Here is a 23,267-nt window from a genome sequence, read left to right as displayed (position 1 = left end):
CCCGGTGCGAGAATTGGGGGCATGACCCCTGAGTCCTCTTCCGCCGAGCCCTCCGACCTCGCCGCCCGCGCGGCGGAAAAGCACGTCCTCGTGGTGGGCGGCGGAATCGGCGGACTCGTCGCTGCGCGCGAGTGCGCGAAGGTCGGCATGCGGGTCACGCTGCTCGAAGCGGACGACGACCTCGGCGGCGCGATCCGCCGGGTCGAGCTCGATGGCGTGACGGTGGATGCCGGTGCCGAGAGCTATGCCACGCGGGGCGGCCATGTGCGCGCACTCGTGAAGGATCTCGGGCTGTCCGACCGGATCGTCGCCCCGCGTCCGGGTGGCGCGTGGCTCGCCGGCATCGCCGGCGTGGGGGCGGCGCCGCTGCCGGTCGGCGGCATCCTCGGCATCCCCGCCAACCCCTTCCAGGATGACGTCCGTCGCATCATCGGATGGTCCGGCGTCTGGCGTGCCTACCTCGACCGGGTGCGTCCCCCGCTGACGATCGGCCACCAGCTCAGCCTCGGCAAGCTGGTCGCCTCGCGCATGGGGGCGAAGGTGCGCGACCGCCTCGTCGCGCCGGTCACCACCGGCGTCTACTCGGCGTCGCCCGACGACGTCGACATCGATGTCGCCGCCCCCGGTCTCAATGCCGCCCTCACCCGGGTCGGCTCCCTCTCCGGCGCGGTGCAGACCCTGCGCGACGATGCGGCGGCTCGGTCCTCCGCCGCGCCGACCGCGGCGAAGGCGCCGGGCGCCGCCGTCGAGGGGCTGTCCGGTGGGATGAGCACCCTCGTCGATGCACTCGCCGAAGACCTGGAGCAGCTCGGTGCGGAGGTGCGGACGGGCGTGCGCGTGCGCGGCATCCGCAGGGCCGGGGCATCCTGGACGATCGAGACCGCCGTCGCCCCCGCAGGTCTCTCTCCGGAGGACGACCCCGACGCGATCGTCGCCGAGCTGCGCGCCGCTGAGGTGGAGGCCGGCGCCGATCCGGTGATCGAGGAGATCTCCGCCGACGCCGTGATCGTGGCGACGCCCGAGGCCGCAGCGCGGGAACTCCTCGCGGTCGCGGTCCCGGCGCTGAAGCGGACCGACGCCGCCTCGTCGCCCGAGATCGAGATCGTCACGCTTCTGCTCGAGGCGCCCGAGCTGGATGCCGCACCGCGCGGCACCGGCGTGCTCACGGTGCCCGGCAGCCACACCGCGAAGGCGCTCACGCACTCGACGGCGAAGTGGGGCTGGGTGCGCGATGCCGCGGGGACCCGGCAGATCGTGCGGGTGTCGTTCGGTGCGCAGGGCGAGCCCGCGGCCACTTCCGGTCTGGACGACGAGGCCGCCGCCGCGCTCGCGCGGACCGAGGCCGCCGCCATGCTCGGCGTCGCCCTCGCTCCCGACGCGGTGATCGCCGCCCATCGCGGCCGGTTCGTGCAGTCGCAGCCCGCGTCGATCATCGGATCCGGTGAGCGCCGCGCCGCCGCTCGCGCAGCGGTGCAGGCGGTGCCGGGTATCGCCGCTGTGGGCGCCTGGCTCGCCGGAACCGGCCTCGCACAGGTCGTCCCGGACGCGCGTGAAGAGGCCGACCGCCTGCGGCGCGCCCTGTTGTGGGACTGAGAAGACTCTCCGTGTCAACCCTCTGACCCATAGATGCCGAAATCGGCATACGGGGTTACGCTGGGTACCTGATCGAGGGGCGACAATCCCTGCGGTCGGTCCCAACCGGGCGAATCTGGCCGGACTACCGGAACAAGGTGAGGAGACCCCATGAAGGGGAAGATCGGACTCGTCGTCGGGCTCGGCGTGGGCTACGTCCTCGGCACCCGTGCCGGACGTGAGCGCTACGAGCAGATCAAGACGCAGTGGCTCAAGGTATGGCACCTCGATCCCGTGCAGGAGCAGGTCACCAAGGTCAAGGGCTTCGTCGGCGACAAGGCCGCGGCCGTCCCCGGAGCGATCTGGACCGGTGTCGTGAAGGTCGCCAAGTCGGTCAGCGGCTCGGGTACTCCCGGTCAGCGACTCGACTCCGCCATCGCCACCGGCCGCGAGGCCGCGGAAGACCTCGCGGAGGCGACGGAGGAAGCGGTCGAGGCCGCGAAGGCGACCGCATCGTCGGCCAAGCCGGCGTCGAAGACGGCCGCCAAGAAGCCCGCCGCGAAGAAGCCGGCGGCCACAAAGGCCGCCCCGAAGAAGTCCGGGGCCTGACCATGCCCCGCGGGTACCGAGATCGTGCCGACGACAGCCTGCTGACCCTCCTCGGGGATCTGCCGGAACTCGTCACGAATCTGGTGAAGGCCGAGATCAACGCCGCGAAGGCGTGGATCTCGCGCACCTCGAAGGACGCGGGCATCGGCTCGGTGTGGTTCCTGGTCGCGCTGTTCTTCCTGTTCTGGGCGGTGCCGGTGATCCTGGTCTTCGCGATCGCCGGGCTCTCGTCCTGGTGGCCGGTGTGGCTCTCGGCGATCGCCGTGTTCGGCATCCTGATCGTCGCCGTGCTGCTGTTCGCGCTGCTCGGCATCCTGAAGTTCCGCAAGGTGCTCGCCCGCCAGAACCCGGCGCAGGCCGTCGCCGAGGACATCCGACTCGTGAAGGAGGCCGGCGATGACGAATTCTGAGTCGCTGCCGCGCACCGCCGTTCCCGGCGGGATCGTCGACCCCGTCGCCTCGGCGCGCGCCGAGTTGAAGGCCGCCCTCGCGGCGATCGAGGTGAAGGGCAACATCCCTCGCCGCGTCGAGAAGGCTTCGACGCGTGCCGTGGCCAGGGCGCGTGTCTTCGCCGACCGCAACCCGATCGGTGCGGTCGCCGCCGCGGTCGGCATCGCCGCTGCCGTGGGGGGCGCGGTCTGGGCGATCGCGCGCGCGATCTCGCGCTGACGCACAGCATTCCGGGATGCCGTCTGTCGCCCCTGGGGGGTGATTAGCGGCTCCTGCGCAAACGAGGCAGACTGGGGAGCATGATGTCCGAAGAGCGCGATGAGAACCCGTCCGGCTTCACCCTCTGGGCTGTCTGGCGACGGAATCCCGACGTCCCCGTGACGGAGACCGAGTCGACCGAGCTCGAGACGATCGTCTCCTACATCGAGGACTCGGGCGTGACCGTCCGCGGGTTCTACGACGTGTCCGGCCTCAAGGCCGACGCCGACCTCATGGTGTGGCTCCACGGCGACACGGCCGAGGAGCTGCAGAAGGCGCTGCGTCGCCTGCGCCGCACCGAGCTGCTGCGTCCGCTCCTCCCCGTCTGGAACGTCATGGGCGTGCACCGCGACGCCGAGTTCAACCGCGCGCACGTGCCCGGCTTCCTCCGCGGCGTCGAGCCGAAGGACTGGCTGTGCCTGTACCCGTTCGTGCGCACGCCGGAGTGGTACCTCGCCCCCGAGGAGGAGCGTCGCAAGATGCTCGCCGACCACGGACGAAAGGGTGCCGCCTTCACGGGCGTGCTCGCCAACACCGTCGCGTCCTTCGCCCTCGGCGACTACGAATGGCTGCTGCCGCTCGAAGCCGATGAGCTGACCGACCTCGTCGACCTCATGCGCGACCTGCGCTACACGGATGCCCGCATGTACGTGAAGGAGGAGGTGCCCTTCTACACGGGGCGCAGGCTCCGGTTCGACGAGATCGCGGACGTCCTCCAGTAATCGCCATGAGCACCCCCATCCGTCTGGGTACCCGTCGCAGTGCGCTCGCGCAGGCGCAGTCGGGTCATGTCGCCGCCGCCCTCGAGAAGCTCTCGGGGTGCCGGGTCGAGCTCGTCCCGATCACCAGCGAGGGCGACACGAACCGTGCATCGCTCTCCGAGATCGGCGGCCAGGGCATCTTCGCCACGCGTCTGCGTGAGGCGCTGCTCGCGGGGGAGTGCGACTTCCTCGTGCACTCCCTGAAGGATCTGCCGACCGCCATCCCCGAGGGGCTCGTGATCGCGGCGACGCCGAAGCGCGAAGACCCGCGCGACGTGGTCCTGACCCGCGACGGGCTTCCGCTGCACGAGCTGCGCGCCGGCAGCACCGTCGGCACCGGATCCCCCCGCCGCATCGCGCAGGTGCGCCGTCGTGCGCCCGGTGCCGAGGTGGTCGACATCCGCGGCAACGTGGACTCGCGCCTCGCACGCGTCGCCTCCGGAGAGCTGGATGCCGTGATCCTCGCGGCGGCCGGACTCTCCCGCCTGGGATCGGACTCGCCGCTGCGTCGCGAGGAGCTCGGTCTCGCCGAGTGGCCGACCGCACCGGGCCAGGGTTCGCTCGCCGTGGAGACGCGGACGGACGCCCCCGAGGAGCTGCGCGCGGCACTCGCCGGCCTCGACGATCCGGACACCCGTCTCGCCATCACGGTGGAGCGCGCGATCCTCGAGGGACTGGACGCCGGATGCCAGGCGCCGATGGCCGCGCACGCCGTCGTCGACGGCTCCTCGATCCGCGTCAGGACGGTCGTCTACGCCACGGACGGCAGCCGTCGGATCGGGCTCGACGTCACCGAAGCCCTGAACGGGGAGTATATTCGTCGGAACGGCAGTGGCAATGGAGCGGATGCTGCCGATGGTGCAGACCCGATGCACGCAGCGCGCGAGCTCGGGTTCACTGTTGCCCGTCGGCTGCTCGATCAAGGGGCGGCCGGCCTCGTACCCCGAGAGCAATAAATCCTCATGACCACTTCCGAAATCAAGCAGGACCGACCGCTGGACGGCTGGCGCATCCTCGTGCCCCGTGGCGGGCCGTGGGGCGACAGCGTCGCCGCGAGCCTCCGGGCACTGGGCGCCGTCCCCGTGGTCGCACCCCTCATCAACTTCGCCCCGACGACCGACCAGGCGACGCTCGACACCGCGCTCGCACAGCTGGCGGCGGGGGAGTTCGACTGGCTGACCGTCACGAGCGCCACCACGGTGGACGTGCTCTTCGCACACCGGGCGGTCGTGCCGCGTTCGACCAAGATCGCCGCCGTCGGCGAGACCACCGCCGCGGCTCTGCAGGCGGTCGGCTACGAGGTCACCCTGGTGCCGGAGCAGGACAACTCCGCCGAGGGCATGGCGCAGCAGCTCATCGCGCTGGAGCGGGAGCCGCGTCGCATCCTCGCCCTGCGCAGCGAGATCGCGAAGCCCGTGCTCAGTCGACTCCTCTCCGAGGCGGGGCACGACGTGCACGGCGTCGTCGCATATCGGACGGTCGGTGTCCCCGTGACGGAGCGCATCCGTCGCGACGTGGAGAACGGCCGCATCAACGCGATCCTCATCACCAGCGGATCGGTCGCCGAGCAGGTGCGCGAGCAGTTCCCGGAGATCCCGGACGAGACGCTGCTCGCCGCGATCGGACCGCGGACCGCGAAGGATGCCGAGCGTGCGGGGCTGCCCGTGTCGGTGGTCGCCGATCGACAGACCGTCGACGCGCTGATCGACGCGGTGTCGCACTTCACCCTTCCGCACGCGGCCGACGAGTTCGCGCCGTGAGCTTCCCCGACGTCCGGCTGAGGCGACTGCGTCAGTCGCGGGCCGTCCGCGATCTCGTGCGCGAGACCTCGCTGCAGCCCCGTCAGCTCGTGCTGCCGCTGTTCGTCCGCGAGGGCCTCACGGAGTCGGTGGAGATCGGCTCGATGCCCGGTGTCGCCCAGCACTCGCTCGACTCCCTGCGTGCCGCGGCCGTCGAGGCCGCGGAGGCGGGTGTCGGCGGCGTGATGCTGTTCGGCGTGCCGGCGGTGCGTGACGCGCAGGGGTCCGGCGCCGACGATCCTCGCGGCATCCTCAACGTCGCGACCGAGGCTCTGGCGGCAGAGGTGGGCGATGCGCTCGTCGTGCAGACCGATCTGTGCCTGGACGAGTTCACCGACCACGGGCACTGCGGCGTTCTCGCGTCCGACGGATCGGTCGACAACGATGCGACGCTCGAGCGCTACGCCTCGATGGCTCTCGCCCAGGCGCGCGCCGGATCGCAGCTGCTGGGACTGTCCGGGATGATGGACGGCCAGGTGGCGGTGATCCGCCAGGCGCTCGACGCCGAGGGCTTCACCGACACCCTGCTGCTCGCCTACGCCGCGAAGTACGCGAGCGCCTTCTACGGCCCGTTCCGCGAGGCCGTCGACTCGCAGCTGAAGGGCGACCGACGCACGTACCAGCTCGACCCGGGCAACCGCCGCGAGGGTGTGCGCGAGGCGGTCGTCGACGAGGCCGAGGGCGCGGACATCGTCATGGTGAAGCCGGCGATGGCCTTCCTCGACGTGCTGCGCGAGGTGCGCGACACCGTGAGCATTCCGGTGTGGGCATACCAGGTCTCCGGCGAGTACGCCATGATCGAGGCCGCCGGTGCGAACGGCTGGATCGATCGCCGTGCCGCCATCCTCGAGTCGCTGCTTTCCATCCGTCGCGCCGGGGCCGACGCGGTCCTGACCTACTGGGCCACCGAGGCCGCCGGCTGGCTGCGCGACTGACTTCTCCGAGGAGCTCTCTCATGACCGACCGCAATGACGACCTGTTCTCCGCTGCCCGCGCAGTGATCCCCGGTGGGGTCAACTCGCCGGTGCGGGCCTACGGGTCGGTCGGCGGCACGCCGCGGTTCCTCGCCTCGGCGAAGGGCGCGCGCGTGACGGATGCCGCGGGTCGCGAGTACGTCGACCTCGTCGCGTCCTGGGGTCCCGCTCTTCTCGGCCACGCGCACCCGGAGATCGTCGCCGCCGTGCAGGAGGCCGCGTCGCGCGGCCTGTCGTTCGGCGCTCCGACCGAGGGCGAGGTCGAGCTCGCGGCGCTGATCGCCGATCGCGTGCGGTTCGGGGAGATCCGTCCCGTGGAGCGCGTGCGGCTGGTGTCGACCGGCACCGAGGCCACGATGACGGCGATCCGTCTCGCCCGCGGCGCCACCGGGCGCGACCTGCTGGTGAAGTTCGCGGGGCACTACCACGGCCACTCGGACGGGCTCCTGGCCGAGGCGGGCTCGGGCGTCGCGACGCTGGCCCTCCCCGGTTCCGCCGGAGTGCCGGCCCCGATCGCGGCGCAGACGCTCGTGATCGGCTATAACGACCCGGAGGCTCTGGCCGCGGTGTTCGCCGAGCACGGGGAGCGCATCGCCGCCGTCATCGTGGAGGCCTCGGCGGCCAACATGGGTGTCGTCGCTCCGCTGCCCGGCTTCAACCGTCTGATCGCCGAGACCGCGCACGCGCACGGCGCGCTGATGATCCTCGACGAGGTGCTGACCGGCTTCCGCGTGCACCCCGCCGGCTTCTGGGGGCTGCAGGCGGCAGCGGGCGAGGACTACCTCCCCGACATCTTCACGTTCGGCAAGGTCGTCGGCGGCGGGATGCCGCTGGCCGCGCTCGGCGGTCGCGCCGAGGTCATGGACCTGCTCGCACCGCTCGGCCCCGTGTACCAGGCGGGAACCCTGTCCGGGAATCCGCTCTCGGTCGCAGCGGGCCTCGCGACGCTGCGGCTCGCGACGCCGGAGGTCTACGCGACCGTGGACGCGGCAGCCGCCCGGGTGTCGGACGCTCTCGATGCCGCGCTCACCTCGGCCGGAGTAACCCATGCGGTCGCGACCGCCGGGAACCTGTTCAGCGCGTCCTTCCGCGCCTCTGCGCCGCGGAACTATGCCGAGGCGCAGGCGCAGGAGTCGTTCCGCTACGCGCCGTTCTTCCACTCGCTGCGCGAACAGGGCGTGGCTCTTCCGCCGAGCGTCTTCGAGGCGTGGTTCCTCACCGCCGCCCACGGCGAGGAGGAGATGCAGCAGATCGAGGCCGCACTCCCCGCTGCCGCCGAGGCCGCGGCGGCCGCGCGTCCGTAGCGCGGGCGCGACGAGCGTTCCTGCTCGCCGGTGCTCCTCGGCGCCCGGATGGTGGCGAGGGCTATGACGCGGCCGCGCCCGCTCTGCCCGCCTGGATGAGCGATGCCGCGGCCGTGGCGAAGAACGCGACCACGACGGTGACACCGCACACGAGGGAGAGGGTGCCGTCGCTGACGAGCGCGACGATGCCGGCGACCGCGCTCACCGCGAAGCCGATCCAGACCGTCGGGGCGGCCGATCGGTGCGCCGCGGACCAGGCGGTGTCGCTCCTCATGGTCGCGCGCGTGCGGATGCCGGCGATCCGGTTGCGTCGCAGTCGACCGCGGCCCGCCAGCTCCACCAGCACCGCGGTGAACAGCAGCAGGAGCGGGACGACCACGGCGATCACGACCATGCCGCCAGTCTAGGTCGCGCCCTTCGGGCAGTCGCCGCTCAGCCCCGCGGGGACGTGCATGTGCTCGGATGCGGGACGAGGGTCGAGGCGAGTGGTGGCAACCGACAAGGGATCGTTGCGTTCCTGTGAGCAACTTCCAGACAACTGGCAGGGCCGCGCTGGCAGACTAAGTGACATGGTGACGTTGCTGCTGGACCAGACGCAACTGGAGGTCGTGCTCTCGCCGATCGAACGTGCCGCGACGTTCCACAGGGAGAACCTCCGGATCGCGCGCGACACCATCACCAAGGTCCAGCTGACGGAAGACGCCTGGACCTGGCTCCGCGGCGTGCCGAACCCCGGGACGCATATCCCCGGTGTGCTCGCCGCCGGCAGCTGGAAGGCGGCAGGCAGCCTCGACTTCGTCCTGATCCGCCGCCGACGTCCGAGCGTCGTCATCGACCTCGAAGGCGACGAGCAGTACGGCCGACTGATCCTCACCACGCGGCACGGCGTCGCCCTCACGCAGGCGCTGCGCCTGGACGTGTCCGACGAGCCGGCGACCGTCGAGGAGATCGTGGCGTCCGCGTCGATTCCCGTGTCGAAGGGGAAACGGCGGCCCGTGATCCGTCCCCGACCGGCCTGACGCGAACCGGCCTGACGAACCGGCCGGCCGGCTCATCGGTCCTGAACGACAACGCCCTCCGCGACCAGCAGGTCGGGAGGGCGTTCTCGTGGGCCGAACGCACTCAGCCGTGGTGGTTGTCGCCGTGGTGGTGGTGCTCGCCGTCGTGGTGCTCACTCGCGGGGTTCTCGCCGGCGTCGTCGGCGTGCTCGTGGTCGGCGTGCTCGCCACCGGAGTCGGAGCCGTGCTCCGCCTCTGCGGCGCTGTCGTCTGCTTCCAGCGGCACGGTGTCGATGACGCCCGTGGAGGCGACGCTCCAGTGGGCGCCCTCCGCCGCGGTGTCTTCGCCGGCTTCCTGACCGTCCGAGCTCAGCGGGTAGTCCCGTGGCTCATCCTCGTAGTAGGCGCGAGCCGCTGCGGCGAGCATCGAGCTGACAGCAGCGGAGCGGGGGTCCGACTCCTCGCCGTCGCTCTCCTCGTCGGTGCGGGTGTCGCCGTCGGCGGACGACGCGGCGTCGTCGTCGCCGGACTCGCTCGCCGCGTCGAGGTCGGCGAAGATCTCGACCCCGGCATGGTCGTCCTCGGACGGGGTTTCGTCCTCCGACACCATTTCGTCCTCGGGCGCGGCTTCGTTCTCCGACGGGGAGTCATCCTCCGAGGAGGTGTCGCTCTCCGACCCGGCGTCGGCGACGTGATCGGGAGCCCGCTCGGGCTCGTCCGCATCGGTGGGCGGGGTCGTGAAGATCTCGGCGACGCTGTCGCGGACATCTTCCGCGGGGGTGGGCTCGACGGCGGCGACCGGCGCGGCCGCCCCGAAGAGGATCTGGTCGAAGGACGGCGCCGGCGACTCCTCGGCCGCGGTCTCGTCCTGCGTGTCCTCCGTGGGGGCGTCCTCGGCGGGGGCTGCGTCGGCGGGGGTCTCCTCGACAGAAGGCCCGTCGGCGGAGGTCACGTCTGCGGATGCATGCTCCGCGGGCTCTCCTTCAGCGTCCTCAGCCGGTGCTTCCTCAGCGGTCGCGTCCTCAGCAGTCGTGTCTCCAGCAGTCGTGTCTCCAGCAGGCGCTTCCGGAGCGGCGACGGAGGCGGCGAGGTCGTCCGCGACATCCTCACCCTCCGGAGCGGCAGCGGCCTCGGCCGCCCATGCGGCGGCCGCGGCCACGGGAATCGCGACCACGGAGTCGACAGGCCCGACCGGGGCATCCGTCACGTCGTCGGCGGGGCCGTCGACCTCGGCGGTCACGGGGGCATCGGTCGCGGGGGCAGCGAGCTGCGGGGCCGCGTCCTCGATGCGCGTGCTCAGTCGGCCGCCGCGCATCAGGTCGATGAAGACGTCTTCGAGCGTCGGACCGCGCTGCACGAGCGTGCTCAGGGCGATCCCGGCGTCGGCGGCGACGGCACCGACCGTGCCGGCGTCTCCGCCGCGGACGGTGAGGCCCGAGCGCAGCACCTCGATGTCGAACCCGGCAGCCGACAGCGCGGCCGTGAGTGCGCCGCGATCCGCGGCATCCACGATCACGGAGCCGCCCTTCGGGTCGGCGAGGGTCTCGATGCCACTGGCCAGCACGAGCTGGCCCTTGGACAGGACGAGCACGTTGTCGGCGACCTGCTCGACCTCGCTGAGGACGTGCGAGGACACGAGGACGGTGCGGCCCTCGTCGGCGAGGCGGCGCATCAGGAGCCGCATCCAGCGGATCCCCTCCGGGTCGAGTCCGTTGGCCGGTTCGTCGAAGACGAGCGCACCGGGGTCGCCGAGGAGGGCGTGCGCGACGCTCAACCGCTGACGCATACCGAGGGAGAAGCCGCCGATCCGCGAGTCGCCCTCTCCGTCGAGTCCGACCAGGGAGAGGACCTCGCCGACGCGCGCCAGCGGGATGCCGTTCGCCTTCGCGGCGATGGTCAGCTGTCGTTCGGCGGTGCGGCGGGGACGGTAGACGGTCTCCTCGAGGACCGAGCCGATCGTGCGCAGCGGCTGGCGGAGCTCGGCGAAGGCCGTGCCGCCGATCGTGGCGGTTCCGGACGTGGCACGCACCTGACCGAGCAGGATGCGCAGCGTGGTGGTCTTGCCGGCTCCGTTCGGCCCGAGGAATGCGGTGACGGCACCGGGCTCGACGCGCGCGGAGAAGTCCGAGACGGCGGTCACCTCATTGAAGCGCTTCGTCACGTGCGTGAACTCGAGCACCTGTCCTTCAGGCATCCGTGACCTCTCGTCGCATTGAACAGTTCCTCCCTATCCTGCCGGAAAACCCTGTCGGATCCCGCATTTCGCGCGGAATACCGCCGCTGGCGACGGGGTAGCCTGGCACGCGTGACCGATTCTCGCGCTGCATCCCGCGTCCTCGTCCGCACCGAAGGAGCGCTCGGGCGGCTCACGCTCAATCGCCCCGAGGCGATCAACGCCCTCGACGTCGAGATGATCGGCCTCCTGACCGAGGCCCTGCACGCCTGGCGCGACGACACCGACGTGCAGATCGTGCTCATCGACGGCGCGGGGGAGCGCGGCATGTGCGCCGGCGGCGACGTCCGCGCCCTGCACGCGCAGATCGTCGCCGGCCAGGCCGAGCAGACGGCGGAGTTCTTCCGCGCCGAGTACGCACTGAACGCGATGATCGCGGAGTACCCGAAGCCGGTCGTCTCCTTCGCCGACGGCATCACGATGGGCGGCGGCATCGGCCTCGCCGGCCACGCCGCGATCCGCATCGTGACGGAGCGCTCGAAGCTCGCGATGCCCGAGACCCGCATCGGCTTCACCCCCGACGTCGGCGGCACCTGGCTGCTCGGCCGCGCTCCGGGACGCTTCGGCGAGTACTTCGGCCTGACCGGGGCGACCATGAGCGGAGCGGATGCCGTGTACCTGGGCTTCGCCGACCACTTCGTGCCGTCCGACCGTCTCGATGCACTCAGCGAGGCGCTCGCCTTCCGCGCGGACCCGACCGGGCCCAGCGAGATCGTGCTGCTGTTCGACGAGACGCCCGAGCCCACGCAGCTCCCGGAATCGCGCGAGTGGATCGACGACGCCTTCTCGGCGCCGACCGTGACCGAGATCATCGAGCGTCTCCAGGCGCGGGGGACGACGGAAGCCGCCGCGACCGCCGACCTCCTGGAGGGGCTCGCCCCGACCGGCCTCACGGTCACGCTCGACGCCGTGCGCGAGGCGCGCGAGCTGCCGGGGCTGCGCGCCGCGCTGGAGGGCGAGTACCGCCGAGTGCTGTGGTTCGTGAACGAGCACCCCGACCTCGTCGAGGGGATCAGGGCGCAGCTGGTGGACAAGGACCGGAACCCGAAGTGGGACCCGCCGACGCTCGCCGAGCTCGCCCCGGACGCCGGTGCTCCTGCGCGCGACTACGTGCCGCAGCATCCGCTCTTCTGACGTCGCGCCCGGCGGTTCGTGCCCCCGTGTGGCTCTCGGCCGCGGAGGGTGGGGTGCGTCGGGCCTACTCCTCGCCGTCGGCGGTGACGGAGGGGTCGGAGCGCGTCTGCCAGATGGTGCGGAGCACGTCGATGACGTCGTCGGGATCGGCGTCGGCGGCCGCCGCATCCTCGACCAGGTCGCGGATGCGCCGGATGACCGAAGCAGGGAGCACTCCAGCCGACTCCGCGACCCGTGTGCCGGCGGCCGTCCGCGAGACCACGAGTCCCTCACCCTCGAGCATCTTGTACGCCCGCGCGACGGTGCCGGGAGCCACGCCCAGATCGCTCGCCGTCTGGCGGACGGTCGGCAGTCGTTCGCCCGCGCCCAGCTGCCCCGACACGATGAGGCCGCGCAGCTGGCGGTAGATGTCGAGCGCCGGATTCGCCTCGGCGGCCGGTGCGAGCTTCGGCGTCGGACTCATCGTGCCGCCCCCGAGTCGGCGGTGGCCTCGACGGACTCCGCGGACCCGGCGCCGTACGTGAAGGGGCGCAGCTGCGCGGTCACCAGGAGCAGCAGCACGAAGGCCGCGATCTCGAGCGCCGGTGCCAGCCAGCCGCCCACCGCGGCGATCTCCCCGTAGCGCCAGAACGCCTCGTACGAGTCGTCGCCACCGTCGCCCATGACGGTGAGCCCGCTGACCGAACCGGCGTCCGCGATGAAGCGCCAGGCGCCCGCGAGGGCGAGGAGGGCAGAGGCGGTCACGATCCGGGCGATTCCGGTCGCGAGGTCTCGGCGCTCGCGCTGCTCGGCGACGACCGTCTCGGGTCGCAGGAACGCGCGCGCGGAACTGGCCTGGAGTGCGCCGACGGCGAGGCCAACGAGGGCGACGATGCAGAGCAGGACGGGGATGCCGTACGCCCAGCCGTAGAACCAGGGACGGATCGGATCGATCGCCTCGTTGGGGACGCCGATCTCGAGGTACACGTAGGGGCCGTCGCCGATGTTCGACGAGGCGAGGCCGGCGGCCACGGTGGTCGCCGTGAGGGCGAGCAGCGCGATGGCGGCTCCCGCAGACCCGACGCCGGAGCTGAAACTCCGCCACGTCCGACGGACGGCGGGCAGGACGGGGCGCTCCGGCGGTGTGCTCCCGCGACCCACGACGAACATCAGCAGGACCGCCAGGCCGACGGCTGCCGTGAAGAGCGGCGTCGCGTAGCGCCACCAGGAGACGACGTTGTAGAGGTCGAGGAAGTACCCCGTGACCACGTTCTCGACCGTGAAGGCCAGGATCACGGCGATGGCGGTGATGCCGAGCACGCGGTGCTCCGGCGTGTAGCGGGAGACGACCCCGGCGGCCGCCGAGGGGGCGAGCCGGACGCGACCCCGGCGTCGCGCGGGTTCGCGGGACAGAAGCGCGATGCCGCCGACGATGATCGCCGCGAGCACCAAGGAGACCACGGGCAGCGTGAGGGCGGCGCCGAGCAACGGGCCCGGGTCGATCAGGGAGGCAGGGTGCGGAGTCATGCGGTGTCCGTTCTGTTTGTACCGCATGTCTATCACAAGTTGTGTCAAGTCGTAAATACAAGAGGGGGCAGCCGCGAGCGTCGTCCCGTTGTTCGCCCGTGTGCAGAAAGCGCTGGTCGCGGCGGGAAGCGGTTCGCTGTCAGCGAAGGTCCTCCCTGAGGGGGATACGAATGTCCGCGGTTCGTGGCACTCTTTCTTGTGGCCGATTGTCGGTCGGCATCCGTCTGCCGAGAAATCCGCCGTTCCATCCTTCCTAGAAAGTCCGCCTGTGCTGGGAAAAATCCTCGTCCGCTATCTGTCTCGATATCGATGGCTGCTGCTCGCCGTGCTGGTCTTCCAGCTCGCCAGCGTCGCCGGTACTCTCTATCTCCCGAGCCTCAACGCCGACATCATCAACAACGGCATCGCGCGCGGTGACACCGGCTACATCTGGGGCACCGGCCTGTTCATGCTGGCGGTGTCGCTGGGGCAGATCATCGCCTCGGTCACCGCGACCTACTTCGCTGCGCGCGCCGCGATGGGCGCAGGCCGCGACATCCGCGCCGATGTGTTCGGCAAGGTCAGCGGCTTCTCCGAGCGTGAGGTGTCGCAATTCGGCGCCGGCTCGCTCATCACCCGCAACACCAACGACGTGCAGCAGGTGCAGATGCTCGCGATGATGGGCGCCACCATGCTCGTCACCGCGCCGCTGCTCGCCATCGGCGGCATCATCTTCGCCGTGCGAACCGAGGTGACCCTCAGCTGGCTGATCGCGGTGTCGGTGCCGCTGCTGCTGATCCTCGCCGCCCTCGTGATCGGGCGCATGGTGCCGCTGTTCCGCAGCTACCAGGGCAAGCTCGACAACGTGAACCGCATCATGCGCGAGCAGCTCACCGGCGTCCGCGTCGTGCGCGCCTTCGTGCGCGAGCGCATCGAGGAGGAGCGCTTCCGCGGTGCCAACACCGACATCATGGTCGTCGGTCGCAAGGTCGGCTCGCTGTTCGTGCTGCTGTTCCCGCTGTTCATGCTCATCCTCAACGTCACGGTCGTCTCCGTGATCTGGTTCGGCGGCATCGAGGTCAACAACGGCTCGGTGCAGGTCGGCACGCTCTTCGCCTTCATGCAGTACATCGGCCAGATCATGGGCGGCGTCATCATGGCGAGCTTCATGGCGATGATGATCCCGCGCGCCGCGGTCTCGGCCGAGCGCATCGGCGAGGTGCTCGACTCCGAGTCCACCCTGGTGCGGCCCGAGAACGGCGTCACCGAGTTCCCGGTCCCCGGATCCGTGGCGCTCGACGACGTCGAGTTCACCTACCCCGGAGCCGACTCCCCGGTGCTCACCGGCATCAGCTTCGGCGCACAGCCGGGCGAGACGGTCGCGATCGTCGGATCCACCGGATCGGGCAAGACCACGCTCATCTCGCTCATCCCGCGCCTCTTCGACGTCTCCGGCGGCTCCGTGCACGTCGGCGGCACCGATGTGCGCGAGGCCGACGTCGAGTCGCTGTGGGACAGCATCGGCCTCGTGCCGCAGCGCCCGTTCCTCTTCACCGGCACCGTCGCGTCGAACCTGCGCTACGGCCGCGAGGACGCCACCGACGAAGAGCTCTGGCACGCGCTCGACATCGCGCAGGGTCGCGACTTCGTCGAGGAGATGCCCGACGGCCTCGAGTCGCGGATCGCGCAGGGCGGTACGAACGTGTCCGGCGGTCAGCGCCAGCGTCTCGCCATCGCCCGTGCGATCGTGCACCAGCCGAAGATCCTCGTCTTCGACGACTCGTTCTCGGCCCTCGACCTGACGACGGACGCCCGTCTGCGCCAGGCACTGTGGCGGGAGCTGCCGCACGTGACGAAGATCGTGGTCGCGCAGCGCATCTCGACCATCACGGATGCCGACCGCATCGTCGTCCTCGACGGCGGCACGATGGTCGGCGTCGGCACGCACGAGGAGTTGCTCGAGACGAGCGACACCTACCGCGAGATCGTCGAATCGCAGCTGGGGGTGGACGCATGAGCGAGCAGAGCAACGAACAGGGCAAGATCAAGCGTGGCCGTGGCAAGGCAGGAGCAGCAGTGGCCGAGGTCGAGCTGACCGCCGAGGAGAAGTACGAGGCCGAGCTCGCGGAGCAGGCCCGTCAGAACTCCGGCGACTGGGACAGCGTGGCACCGGGCAAGGCCGACAACTTCGGTCCGAGCTTCGCGCGCATGATCGGACTGCTGAAGCCGTCGGCCCTCTGGTTCGTCTTCGTGTCGATCCTCGGCGCCATCGGCGTGGTCCTCACGGTCGCGGCGCCCAAGGTACTCGCCGAGGCGACGAACCTCGTCTACAAGGGGTTCATCTCGATCCAGCTCGGTCAGTCGACCGACGGCCTCCCCGGCTTCCCGGCCGGCACGCCGCAGGACACCGTCATCGAGGCGCTGCGCGCGGGTGGCCAGGACGACTACGCGAACCAGGTCGGCGCGCTCGGCGACTTCACCGTCGGCCAGGGCGTCGACTTCGACGCGCTGCGGCTGGTCATCGCCGCGGTCCTCGGGATCTACGTGGCGGCGGCGTTCCTCACGTGGATCCAGGGCTACGTCATCAACGTGATCATGGTGCGCACCATGTGGCGACTGCGCGAATCGGTCGAGGCGAAGATCAACCGCCTGCCGCTCGCGTACTTCGACAAGGTGCAGCGCGGTGAGCTGATCTCACGCGTCACGAACGACATCGACAACATCACGCAGACGATGCAGCAGTCGCTCTCCGGCGCGCTGACCTCGGTGCTCACCGTGATCGGCGTGCTCGTGATGATGTTCTCGATCTCCTGGCAGCTCGCGCTCGTCGCCCTCGTCACCCTGCCGCTGATGGGCATCATCTTCGGCGTGATCGGACCCCGCTCGCAGAAGGCGTTCGGCACGCAGTGGCGCAAGGTCGGCCGACTGAACGCCCGCGTCGAGGAGGCGTTCTCCGGCCACGCGCTGGTGAAGGTCTTCGGGCGCGAGAAGGATGCGCTGGACAAGTTCCAGGCCGAGAACGAGGAGCTGTTCCAGGCGAGCTTCAAGGCGCAGTTCCTGTCCGGCATCATCATGCCCGCCATGATGTTCGTCGGAAACCTCAGCTACGTGGGCATCGCGGTGCTCGGTGGTCTGATGGTCGCGAACGGCCAGCTCCGTCTCGGTGACGTGCAGGCGTTCATCCAGTACTCGCAGCAGTTCACGCAGCCGCTGTCCGAGCTGGGTGGCATGGCCGCCGTCGTGCAGTCCGGCACGGCATCCGCCGAGCGGGTGTTCCAGCTGCTCGACGCGGATGAGCAGGAGGCCGACGACGCCGATGCTCCCGAGCTCGTGGAGGGCAAGGGCGTCATCGAGTTCGAGAACGTCGCGTTCTCGTACACGCCGGATCGCCCGCTGATCAAGGACCTGTCGTTCCGGGTGGAGCCGGGGCAGACGGTCGCGATCGTCGGTCCGACCGGCGCGGGCAAGACGACGCTGGTCAACCTGATCATGCGTTTCTACGAGCTCAGCGGCGGATGGATCATGCTCGATGGTCAGGACATCGCCGAGGTGACCCGCGACGAGCTGCGATCCCGCACCGGCATGGTGCTCCAGGACCCGTGGCTGTTCGCCGGCAGCATCCGCGAGAACATCCGCTACGGCCGCTCCACCGCGACCGACGAAGAGGTTCTCGCCGCCGCGAAGGCGACCTACGTCGACCGCTTCGTTCACGCCCTCCCCGAGGGTTACGACACGGTGCTCGACGAGGACGCCGCGAACGTGTCGGCGGGTGAGCGTCAGCTCATCACCATCGCCCGGGCGTTCGTCGCGCAGCCGTCGATCCTCATCCTCGATGAGGCCACGTCGGCGGTCGACACCCGCACCGAGCTGCTGCTGCAGCACGCGATGGCCGCGCTCCGCGAGGGACGCACGTCGTTCGTGATCGCGCACCGCCTGTCGACCATCCGCGACGCCGACCTCATCCTCGTGATGGAGCACGGCGACATCGTGGAGAAGGGCACGCACGACGAGCTCATCGCCGCGCAGGGCGCCTACTGGCGGCTGTACCAGTCGCAGTTCGAGCAGGCGGCGACCGACATCGACGCCGAGGACGCGCTCACCGGGTCCGCGCCCGTGGTCGTGACCGGCGAGGCGGGCGAGGGCGAGAGCGCGCGTTCCGAGTCGGCCGCCGCGGTGGCCGGAGCCTCGGTCGGGGCGAACGTCCCGGCTGCCGAGACCGCCGCCGCTCAGTCGCTGCTCGAGGACGGAGCGGACGGCTCCGGCCCCCGCGCCTGATCAGCGAGACGCCGACGCCCCACTCCGGTCATCCGGGGTGGGGCGTCGTGCTGCGGCGGCAGTGCTGCGGCGGTGGTAGTGCCACGCGTCGGCGGTAGTGCCACGCGTCGAGGGCAGCGCCAGGCGTCGGTGAAGCGGTCAGGGCTTCTCGGTCGTGATGCCGAGGAGCTCCAGCGGGTGGGTCAGCCGCCACCACGGGCTCGGGTCGGCCACGTCTTCCGCGAGGACCAGCGGCGTCGAGGTCGTGTTGATCGGGCCGACCGTGGTCAGCGTGCCGACCGTGCCGTCCTGGTCGCGCTCGTCGCCGAGATCGAAGGCGGCGGTCGACGTGGGGAGCGCGCCGTTCCACAGCACCACGTCGGCGTCGGCGTCGGCGACGACGTCGACCTTCTCGCCCCACAGCGTGGTGACCCGGCCGACGACCGTGCCCTGGGGGACGGCCGGTGCCTGCGCCTCCAGCTCCGCCTCGGCCTGAGCGAACAGGGAGCGGGTGAGGGCCAGGCGCGCCTTGTCGTCCGCCTGGTTCAGCGCGGCGGCGTACAGCTTCACCGTCGTGTCACCGATCGTGACGTCCTTCGCGGTGAGGAGGTTCCAGCCGACGAGCGTGCCGGTCTTGATGCCGACGACGCCCGGGTCGGCGAGCATGCCGTTGGTGTTCACGACGGTGCCCGCGCCGGGGAGGTCGACCGACTTCGTGCCGACGATCTCCGCGAACACGGGGTTCTGCATCGCCTTCTCGCCGAGGGCGATCAGGGCGGCGGGCGTGGCGACGTTGCGCTCGTCGAAGCCGGACGGCGTCACCACCGTGATGCCGCTGAGGCCGCGCTCGCGCAGCCAGACCTCGGCGGCGCGAGCGAACTCCTCGTCGGAGCCCCAGATCTCGGAGGCCAGGCGGTCGATGTAGTTGTTCGCCGAGCCCAGAAGGGTGCCCTGCAGCATCTGGTACTCGGTCAGCACGCCGTCGACGGGGACGTCGAGGGCGGACTGGTCGCTGCGCCGGTAGTCCCAGTACTTGACGCTGTCCCAGTAGGTGAAGGAGAACTCGGGTCCCTGCTGGCCGGGCGCGAGGGGCATCCGGTCGAGCACCATCAGGGCGCTGACGACCTTGGTGATGCTCGCGATGCTCACCGGAGCGGTGCCGGATGCGCTGGTGCTCATGCCCGCGATGCCGACCGCTCCGCTGCCCGAGGTGGGCCACGTGACGGCGGCCGCGGGCGCGGCGACGGGCTCGAACGCGACGGACTCCACGGCCGGAGGGACCTCGTGCAGCGGCCAGAGCAGCGTCGTGCCGGCGTATGCGGCGACGAGGCCGACGAGGGTGGCCAGCGGCACCAGGATCCCCGGACGGAGGATCGCCGGTCGCAGCTGTGCGCCGCGCAGGAGGCCGCCGCCCTTCTCGACCTCGGCCGTCTCGTCGAGGGTCGCGAGCGGGGAGTGCGCGGCGACCTCCGCGGCATCGACCCAGGTCAGCGCGGTCGCGGTGGTCTCCTCATCCGCCCACTGCGGGGCGGCCGCATCCACCAGCGCATCCGCATCCGCATCCTCGGGAGAGGTCTCCCGGGTGCGGCGCCCCGAAGGGACGAACGGCGGCTTGGTCAGCGGAGGCGTGGGGTCGGTCGGGACCGCCGGCTCGGGCGTGAGGCCCGGTTCGGGTGAGAGGACGGCCTCGGGCGTGAGGGCGGGCTCGGGCGAGAGGACGGGCTCGGAGCCGGCCCCCTTGTCCCCGGTGAACAGGGCATCGAGCACGGCCGCGTCGACGGGGATCGCGGGAGCGACGGAGGCATCGGGCGGCAGCGCGTCGCCCGCGAACAGCCGATCGGCCGCGAACGAGGTGCTGCCGTGAGCGGGGTCCGCGGCATCCGGTGCGACCGGGAGGCTCTCGTCGGGGCCGGAGGGGACACCGGCCGGAGAGCTGTCGTCGCTGACGACGCCCGTCGCCTCGTCGGCGGGATCTGTTGCGGTCACTCGCTTACGGTACCGAATCCCTGGAGCGTTCCGCGGCGCGGAGCCCCGGGGGCGCGGGGTGTCGCCAGCGGGTAGGATCGTCAGCACAACCACGGGAGTCCGGCGAGCCGGGCTGAGAGGGAGCGAATCGCGCTTCGACCGTCGAACCTGATCTGGGTCATGCCAGCGCAGGGAGGAGTTCAGATGAGCACGTCCACATCCACGTCCGCATCCGCGAAGACGCAGGCACCTGCCCCGGCCAGGAGCTTCCTGCGCTGGCGCATCGTCGACATCGTCGTCGCCAGCGTCATCGGCGTCGCCGCCGGCCTGATCTTCCTGGCCTGGAACGTCGGCTACCTCGGGCCGAAGGCGCTGCTGGAGCCGCTGCTGCCCGGCGTCCAGGGTCTCCTCGACGGTCCGTGGCTCTTCGCCGGCGTGCTCGGCGGGCTCATCATCCGCAAGGCCGGCGCGGCGATCTACGTCGAGCTGCTCGCGGCCGTCGTCTCCGCGCTCATCGGCAACCAGTGGGGTGGCTTCCTCACGCTCGAGGCCGGCCTCGTGCAGGGCCTCGGCGCCGAACTGATCTTCCTGCTCTTCTTCTACCGTCGCTGGTCGCTGCCCGTGGCGATCCTCGCGGGCGCGGGCGCCGCCCTCGCCGGCGGGATCAACAACCTCGTGCTCTGGTACGCCGGCTCCGGTCCCGCCTTCACGACCATCTACCTGATCAGCACGGTCATCTCCGGAGCCGTCATCGCCGGAGCCCTGTCCTGGGTGCTGGCGCGAGGCATCGCCGCGACCGGAGCCCTCGACCGGTTCGGCTCCGGGCGCGAGGCGCGCGTCCGCGTCTGATGGCGGCGGACGGGGCCGTTCCCGCCGCCGTCGAGGCACGCGGCTGGGGGTGGAGGCACGCGAGTCGTCTCGCCTGGGCGCTGCGCGACGTCTCCTTCCGCATCGAGCCGGGGGAGCGCGTGCTGGTGCTCGGCGCGTCCGGTGCCGGCAAGTCCACCCTGCTGCACGGCCTCGCGGGCGTGCTCGGCGGCGAGGAGGAGGGCGAGAGCACCGGCGACCTGCTCGTCGACGGTGCTCCCGCCGTCGCCACCCGCGGCCGTGCCGGGCTCGTGCTGCAGGACCCCGACTCGCAGGTCATCCTGGCGCGTGCAGGGGATGACGTGGCGTTCGGCTGCGAGAACCTCGGCGTGCCCCGGGCGGAGATCTGGCCGCGCGTGGAGTCGGCGTTGGAGGCGGTCGGGCTCGACGTGCCGCTCGACCACCCGACCAAGGCGCTGTCCGGCGGCCAGAAGCAGCGGCTGGCGCTCGCCGGGATGCTGGCGATGCGTCCGGGACTCGTCCTGCTCGACGAGCCGACCGCGAACCTCGATCCCGCCGGGGTGATCGAGGTCCGCGACGCGGTGGAGCGGATGCTGCAGGCGCGGCCGGCGACGCTCATCGTCGTGGAGCACCGACTCGAGGTCTGGCTGCCGCTCATCACCCGTGTGATCGTGATCGGGGCAGGAGGAGTGATCGCCGACGGAGCGCCCGCAGAGGTTCTCGGTGCGCAGGGGGCGCGACTCGCCGCGGACGGTGTCTGGGTGCCCGGGCATGCGCCGGCCACGCCCCCTCCTCCGCGGTCGGCCCCCGGGGATGCCCTGCTCTCGGCGCGCGGCCTGGCCGTCGCCCGCGTCAAGGGGCGTCCGGTCGCCACCGGCATCGACCTCGACATGCACGCCGGGCAGGTGCTCGCGATCACGGGGCCGAACGGAGCGGGCAAGTCCACGCTCGGGCTGACCCTCGCCGGTCTTCTCCCGCCCGCCGGCGGAGCGCTGACGGCATCCGCTCGGCTGGCGGACGGCGCCGACGCGTCGCCGATCCGCTGGGCGTCGAAAGACCTGCTGACGCGCATCGGCATGGTCTTCCAGGAGCCCGAGCACCAGCTGCTCGCCAAGACCGTCCGCGACGAGCTGGCCGTCGGCCCGCGCGCGCTCGGCATGACCGAGGAGGAGATCGCCGTCCGCAGCGACGAGCTTCTCGCCCGACTGCGCCTCGACTACCTCGCCGCCGCCAACCCGTACACGCTCTCCGGGGGTGAGAAGCGCCGGCTCACGGTCGCCGCCGCGATCGCGACCAGGCCGCGCATGCTGGTGCTGGACGAGCCCACGTTCGGGCAGGACGCCCGCACCTGGGCCGAGCTCGTCGCGATGCTCGCGGCCCTCCGCGACGAGGGATCCGCGATCGTGACCATCACCCACGACATCGACGTCGCGCGGGCGCTGCGGGCCGAGCGGTTCGAACTCGGGGGTGCGGCATGACCGTCCTCGACACACGTGCGCGCACCGGTGCCATCGCCGCGATCAATCCGGTGGCCAAGCTCGGCGTGAGCGCCCTGATCGCGGTGCCGCTGATCCTGACGCTGGATCCGGTGTCGGCGTCCGTGGCACTGCTGCTGGAGTTCGTGCTGTTCCTGTTCGCCGGCATCGGCTGGCGCGAGTTCTGGGTGCGGACCTGGCCGGTCTGGCTCGCCGCACCGCTCACCGGACTGACCATCGCGCTCTACGGCGAGACGAGCGGGGTCGTGTACGTCGACTGGTTCGTGCTGCGCATCAGCGAGGGGTCGCTCGCTCTCGCGCTCGCCACCATGCTGCGCGTGCTCGCGATCGCGCTGCCCTCGGTGGTGCTGTTCATCACGGTGGATCCGACCGACCTGGCCGACGGGCTGGGGCAGATCCTGCGACTGCCGGCGAGGTTCGTGCTCGGCGCCCTCGCGGGGCTGCGGATGGTGGGGCTCTTCCTCGACGACTGGCGTGCGCTGGAGCTCGCGCGGCGTGCCAGGGGCGTGGCCGATCGCGGACGCATCCGGCGCTTCCTCGGCATGGCCTTCGCGCTGCTCGTGCTCTCGATCCGCCGCGGCGCGAAGCTCGCCACCGCCATGGAGGCGCGGGGCTTCGGCGCCCCCGGGCGTCGCACCTGGGCACGCGAGTCGCGGTTCGGCGCGGCCGAGTGGACGCTGCTGGCCGTCGGCGCGGCGATCTCCGGCATCGCGATCGCCGCAGCCGTGGCCACCGGGGCGTGGAACTTCATCCTCGGGCCGAGCGCCTGACCGCCGTCCCTGTCGGATCGGTCAGGGGCCGGCGAGGGGCTCCGTCTGGAAGTAGAGATCCCGATGCAGGGCGCACCGCTCGTTGAACGGGGCCGCGCATCGCGGGCACGCCGTCACCGCGAAGTACTCGGCGATCGTGAGCTCGTGCCCGCACGCACCGCACAGGATCGCCGCGGTGTCGTGCTGCTCTGGTGCCCACTGCTCCGCCGGATGTCCCGCCGCCTCCTCGTGACAGCGGTGGCAGGGGTAGTAGTCGCCGCAGCAGGCGAAGCGGATCGCGATGATGTCGGTCGGGCCGCGGTAGTGCACGCACCGGGTCATGTCGTCGACGACGGCGCCGAGCACGGCGGGGCGGTCGAGGGGCGGCGGGGTCATGC

At 71.3% G+C, this 23,267-nt stretch carries 22 protein-coding genes and 1 riboswitch; of the genes, 16 read left to right on the top strand and 6 right to left on the bottom strand.

All coding sequences use genetic code 11. The features are described from left to right. Nucleotides 1-21 precede the first annotated feature (21 nt). The 9 genes from MME74_RS16460 to hemL all read left to right on the top strand — a co-directional run bounded on the left by MME74_RS16460 (nt 22) and on the right by hemL (nt 7,727). Nucleotides 22-1,593: a protoporphyrinogen/coproporphyrinogen oxidase gene (locus tag MME74_RS16460; protein ID WP_267416171.1), complete on the top strand. Its 1,572-nt coding sequence runs from the start codon at nt 22-24 to the stop codon at nt 1,591-1,593. A 150-nt stretch (nt 1,594-1,743) separates the two neighbouring features. Continuing rightward, complete coding sequence (locus MME74_RS16455) at nt 1,744-2,181, top strand: hypothetical protein (protein ID WP_267416170.1); 438 nt, start codon at nt 1,744-1,746, stop codon at nt 2,179-2,181. 2 nt (nt 2,182-2,183) lie between these two features. After that, complete coding sequence (locus tag MME74_RS16450; RefSeq protein ID WP_267416169.1) at nt 2,184-2,591, top strand: phage holin family protein; 408 nt, start codon at nt 2,184-2,186, stop codon at nt 2,589-2,591. Next, entirely contained in the window at nt 2,578-2,850 is a 273-nt protein-coding gene (locus tag MME74_RS16445; protein WP_267416168.1) for a hypothetical protein, read from the top strand. The genes MME74_RS16450 and MME74_RS16445 overlap by 14 nt, the downstream gene beginning before the upstream one ends. Nucleotides 2,851-2,930: 80 nt before the next feature. Continuing rightward, the gene (hemQ, locus tag MME74_RS16440; RefSeq protein WP_267416167.1) at nt 2,931-3,611 is read left to right on the top strand and encodes a hydrogen peroxide-dependent heme synthase; all 681 of its coding nucleotides are present in this window, start codon (nt 2,931-2,933) and stop codon (nt 3,609-3,611) included. Between the two features lie 5 nt (nt 3,612-3,616). Then, nucleotides 3,617-4,606 (top strand): hydroxymethylbilane synthase, encoded by a 990-nt coding sequence (gene hemC / locus MME74_RS16435; protein ID WP_267416166.1) that lies wholly within the window; start codon nt 3,617-3,619, stop codon nt 4,604-4,606. Between the two features lie 6 nt (nt 4,607-4,612). Then, nucleotides 4,613-5,410, top strand: a complete 798-nt coding sequence (locus MME74_RS16430) for a uroporphyrinogen-III synthase (RefSeq protein ID WP_267416165.1) — start codon at nt 4,613-4,615, stop codon at nt 5,408-5,410. Beyond that, nucleotides 5,407-6,384 (top strand): porphobilinogen synthase, encoded by a 978-nt coding sequence (hemB, locus tag MME74_RS16425; protein ID WP_267416164.1) that lies wholly within the window; start codon nt 5,407-5,409, stop codon nt 6,382-6,384. The genes MME74_RS16430 and hemB overlap by 4 nt, the downstream gene beginning before the upstream one ends. A 20-nt stretch (nt 6,385-6,404) precedes the next feature. Further along, nucleotides 6,405-7,727, top strand: a complete 1,323-nt coding sequence (gene hemL / locus MME74_RS16420; RefSeq protein WP_267416163.1) for a glutamate-1-semialdehyde 2,1-aminomutase — start codon at nt 6,405-6,407, stop codon at nt 7,725-7,727. A 61-nt stretch (nt 7,728-7,788) separates the two neighbouring features. Here hemL and MME74_RS16415 read toward each other — a convergent pair whose 3' ends face one another. Next, on the bottom strand, nt 7,789-8,121 hold the full coding sequence (locus MME74_RS16415) for an SdpI family protein (protein ID WP_267416162.1): 333 nt from the start codon (nt 8,119-8,121) through the stop codon (nt 7,789-7,791). A 175-nt stretch (nt 8,122-8,296) separates the two neighbouring features. Here MME74_RS16415 and MME74_RS16410 point away from each other — a divergent pair, with 175 nt between their 5' ends. Further along, complete coding sequence (locus MME74_RS16410) at nt 8,297-8,746, top strand: hypothetical protein (RefSeq protein ID WP_267416161.1); 450 nt, start codon at nt 8,297-8,299, stop codon at nt 8,744-8,746. Nucleotides 8,747-8,849: 103 nt separating this feature from the next. Here the strand turns inward: MME74_RS16410 and MME74_RS16405 are convergent, their stop codons facing one another. After that, the gene (locus tag MME74_RS16405; RefSeq protein WP_267416160.1) at nt 8,850-10,919 is read right to left on the bottom strand and encodes an ATP-binding cassette domain-containing protein; all 2,070 of its coding nucleotides are present in this window, start codon (nt 10,917-10,919) and stop codon (nt 8,850-8,852) included. Nucleotides 10,920-11,030: 111 nt separating this feature from the next. Between MME74_RS16405 and MME74_RS16400 the strand changes: the two genes are divergently transcribed. Continuing rightward, nucleotides 11,031-12,092 carry an enoyl-CoA hydratase/isomerase family protein gene (locus MME74_RS16400; protein WP_267416159.1) on the top strand — a complete coding sequence of 354 codons (1,062 nt, stop codon included), beginning with the start codon at nt 11,031-11,033 and terminating at the stop codon, nt 12,090-12,092. Nucleotides 12,093-12,156: 64 nt separating this feature from the next. Here MME74_RS16400 and MME74_RS16395 read toward each other — a convergent pair whose 3' ends face one another. Then, on the bottom strand, nt 12,157-12,555 hold the full coding sequence (locus tag MME74_RS16395; protein WP_267416157.1) for a GntR family transcriptional regulator: 399 nt from the start codon (nt 12,553-12,555) through the stop codon (nt 12,157-12,159). Next, nucleotides 12,552-13,598 (bottom strand): hypothetical protein, encoded by a 1,047-nt coding sequence (locus MME74_RS16390; RefSeq protein WP_267416156.1) that lies wholly within the window; start codon nt 13,596-13,598, stop codon nt 12,552-12,554. The genes MME74_RS16395 and MME74_RS16390 overlap by 4 nt, the downstream gene beginning before the upstream one ends. A gap of 268 nt (nt 13,599-13,866) precedes the next feature. Here MME74_RS16390 and MME74_RS16385 point away from each other — a divergent pair, with 268 nt between their 5' ends. Then, entirely contained in the window at nt 13,867-15,594 is a 1,728-nt protein-coding gene (locus tag MME74_RS16385) for an ABC transporter ATP-binding protein (protein WP_267416155.1), read from the top strand. After that, a complete protein-coding gene (locus MME74_RS16380) occupies nt 15,591-17,852 on the top strand; it encodes an ABC transporter ATP-binding protein (protein WP_267416154.1) in 2,262 nt (753 codons plus the stop codon). Before MME74_RS16385 ends, MME74_RS16380 begins: the two co-directional genes overlap by 4 nt. 138 nt (nt 17,853-17,990) lie before the next feature. On the opposite strand, the gene MME74_RS16375 is transcribed toward MME74_RS16380, so the two are convergent. Then, nucleotides 17,991-19,817 carry a D-alanyl-D-alanine carboxypeptidase gene (locus MME74_RS16375; protein ID WP_267416153.1) on the bottom strand — a complete coding sequence of 609 codons (1,827 nt, stop codon included), beginning with the start codon at nt 19,815-19,817 and terminating at the stop codon, nt 17,991-17,993. A gap of 81 nt (nt 19,818-19,898) precedes the next feature. Beyond that, a riboswitch (TPP riboswitch) is annotated at nt 19,899-20,010 on the top strand. Here MME74_RS16375 and MME74_RS16370 point away from each other — a divergent pair. From MME74_RS16370 to MME74_RS16360, 3 genes are all read left to right on the top strand, one after another. After that, nucleotides 20,001-20,645: an ECF transporter S component gene (locus MME74_RS16370; protein ID WP_267416151.1), complete on the top strand. Its 645-nt coding sequence runs from the start codon at nt 20,001-20,003 to the stop codon at nt 20,643-20,645. It overlaps the preceding riboswitch by 10 nt. Continuing rightward, nucleotides 20,645-22,102 carry an ABC transporter ATP-binding protein gene (locus MME74_RS16365; protein ID WP_267416149.1) on the top strand — a complete coding sequence of 486 codons (1,458 nt, stop codon included), beginning with the start codon at nt 20,645-20,647 and terminating at the stop codon, nt 22,100-22,102. The genes MME74_RS16370 and MME74_RS16365 overlap by 1 nt, the downstream gene beginning before the upstream one ends. Continuing rightward, entirely contained in the window at nt 22,099-22,890 is a 792-nt protein-coding gene (locus tag MME74_RS16360) for an energy-coupling factor transporter transmembrane component T family protein (RefSeq protein ID WP_267416148.1), read from the top strand. Before MME74_RS16365 ends, MME74_RS16360 begins: the two co-directional genes overlap by 4 nt. Nucleotides 22,891-22,911: 21 nt before the next feature. Here the strand turns inward: MME74_RS16360 and MME74_RS16355 are convergent, their stop codons facing one another. Further along, nucleotides 22,912-23,265, bottom strand: a complete 354-nt coding sequence (locus tag MME74_RS16355) for a CHY zinc finger protein (protein WP_267416147.1) — start codon at nt 23,263-23,265, stop codon at nt 22,912-22,914. Nucleotides 23,266-23,267: the final 2 nt, after the last annotated feature.

The organism is Microbacterium oxydans, assembly GCF_026559675.1.
In the GTDB taxonomy this organism is placed as follows: domain Bacteria; phylum Actinomycetota; class Actinomycetes; order Actinomycetales; family Microbacteriaceae; genus Microbacterium; species Microbacterium oxydans_D.
The sequence above is the reverse complement of the archived record's forward strand: the minus strand, read 5'-3'. Positions and strand labels throughout refer to the sequence as shown.

Bases quoted from the DNA above. Each gene is read 5' to 3' on its own strand.
- MME74_RS16460 (WP_267416171.1), top strand. From the start codon at position 22: ATGACCCCTGAGTCCTCTTCCGCCGAGCCCTCCGACCTCGCCGCCCGC.
- MME74_RS16455 (WP_267416170.1), top strand. From the start codon at position 1,744: ATGAAGGGGAAGATCGGACTCGTCGTCGGGCTCGGCGTGGGCTACGTC.
- MME74_RS16450 (WP_267416169.1), top strand. From the start codon at position 2,184: ATGCCCCGCGGGTACCGAGATCGTGCCGACGACAGCCTGCTGACCCTC.
- MME74_RS16445 (WP_267416168.1), top strand. From the start codon at position 2,578: ATGACGAATTCTGAGTCGCTGCCGCGCACCGCCGTTCCCGGCGGGATC.
- hemQ (WP_267416167.1), top strand. From the start codon at position 2,931: ATGATGTCCGAAGAGCGCGATGAGAACCCGTCCGGCTTCACCCTCTGG.
- hemC (WP_267416166.1), top strand. From the start codon at position 3,617: ATGAGCACCCCCATCCGTCTGGGTACCCGTCGCAGTGCGCTCGCGCAG.
- MME74_RS16430 (WP_267416165.1), top strand. From the start codon at position 4,613: ATGACCACTTCCGAAATCAAGCAGGACCGACCGCTGGACGGCTGGCGC.
- hemL (WP_267416163.1), top strand. From the start codon at position 6,405: ATGACCGACCGCAATGACGACCTGTTCTCCGCTGCCCGCGCAGTGATC.
- MME74_RS16415 (WP_267416162.1), bottom strand. From the start codon at position 8,121: ATGGTCGTGATCGCCGTGGTCGTCCCGCTCCTGCTGCTGTTCACCGCG.
- MME74_RS16410 (WP_267416161.1), top strand. From the start codon at position 8,297: ATGGTGACGTTGCTGCTGGACCAGACGCAACTGGAGGTCGTGCTCTCG.
- MME74_RS16405 (WP_267416160.1), bottom strand. From the start codon at position 10,919: ATGCCTGAAGGACAGGTGCTCGAGTTCACGCACGTGACGAAGCGCTTC.
- MME74_RS16395 (WP_267416157.1), bottom strand. From the start codon at position 12,555: ATGAGTCCGACGCCGAAGCTCGCACCGGCCGCCGAGGCGAATCCGGCG.
- MME74_RS16390 (WP_267416156.1), bottom strand. From the start codon at position 13,598: ATGACTCCGCACCCTGCCTCCCTGATCGACCCGGGCCCGTTGCTCGGC.
- MME74_RS16380 (WP_267416154.1), top strand. From the start codon at position 15,591: ATGAGCGAGCAGAGCAACGAACAGGGCAAGATCAAGCGTGGCCGTGGC.
- MME74_RS16370 (WP_267416151.1), top strand. From the start codon at position 20,001: ATGAGCACGTCCACATCCACGTCCGCATCCGCGAAGACGCAGGCACCT.
- MME74_RS16365 (WP_267416149.1), top strand. From the start codon at position 20,645: ATGGCGGCGGACGGGGCCGTTCCCGCCGCCGTCGAGGCACGCGGCTGG.
- MME74_RS16360 (WP_267416148.1), top strand. From the start codon at position 22,099: ATGACCGTCCTCGACACACGTGCGCGCACCGGTGCCATCGCCGCGATC.
- MME74_RS16355 (WP_267416147.1), bottom strand. From the start codon at position 23,265: ATGACCCCGCCGCCCCTCGACCGCCCCGCCGTGCTCGGCGCCGTCGTC.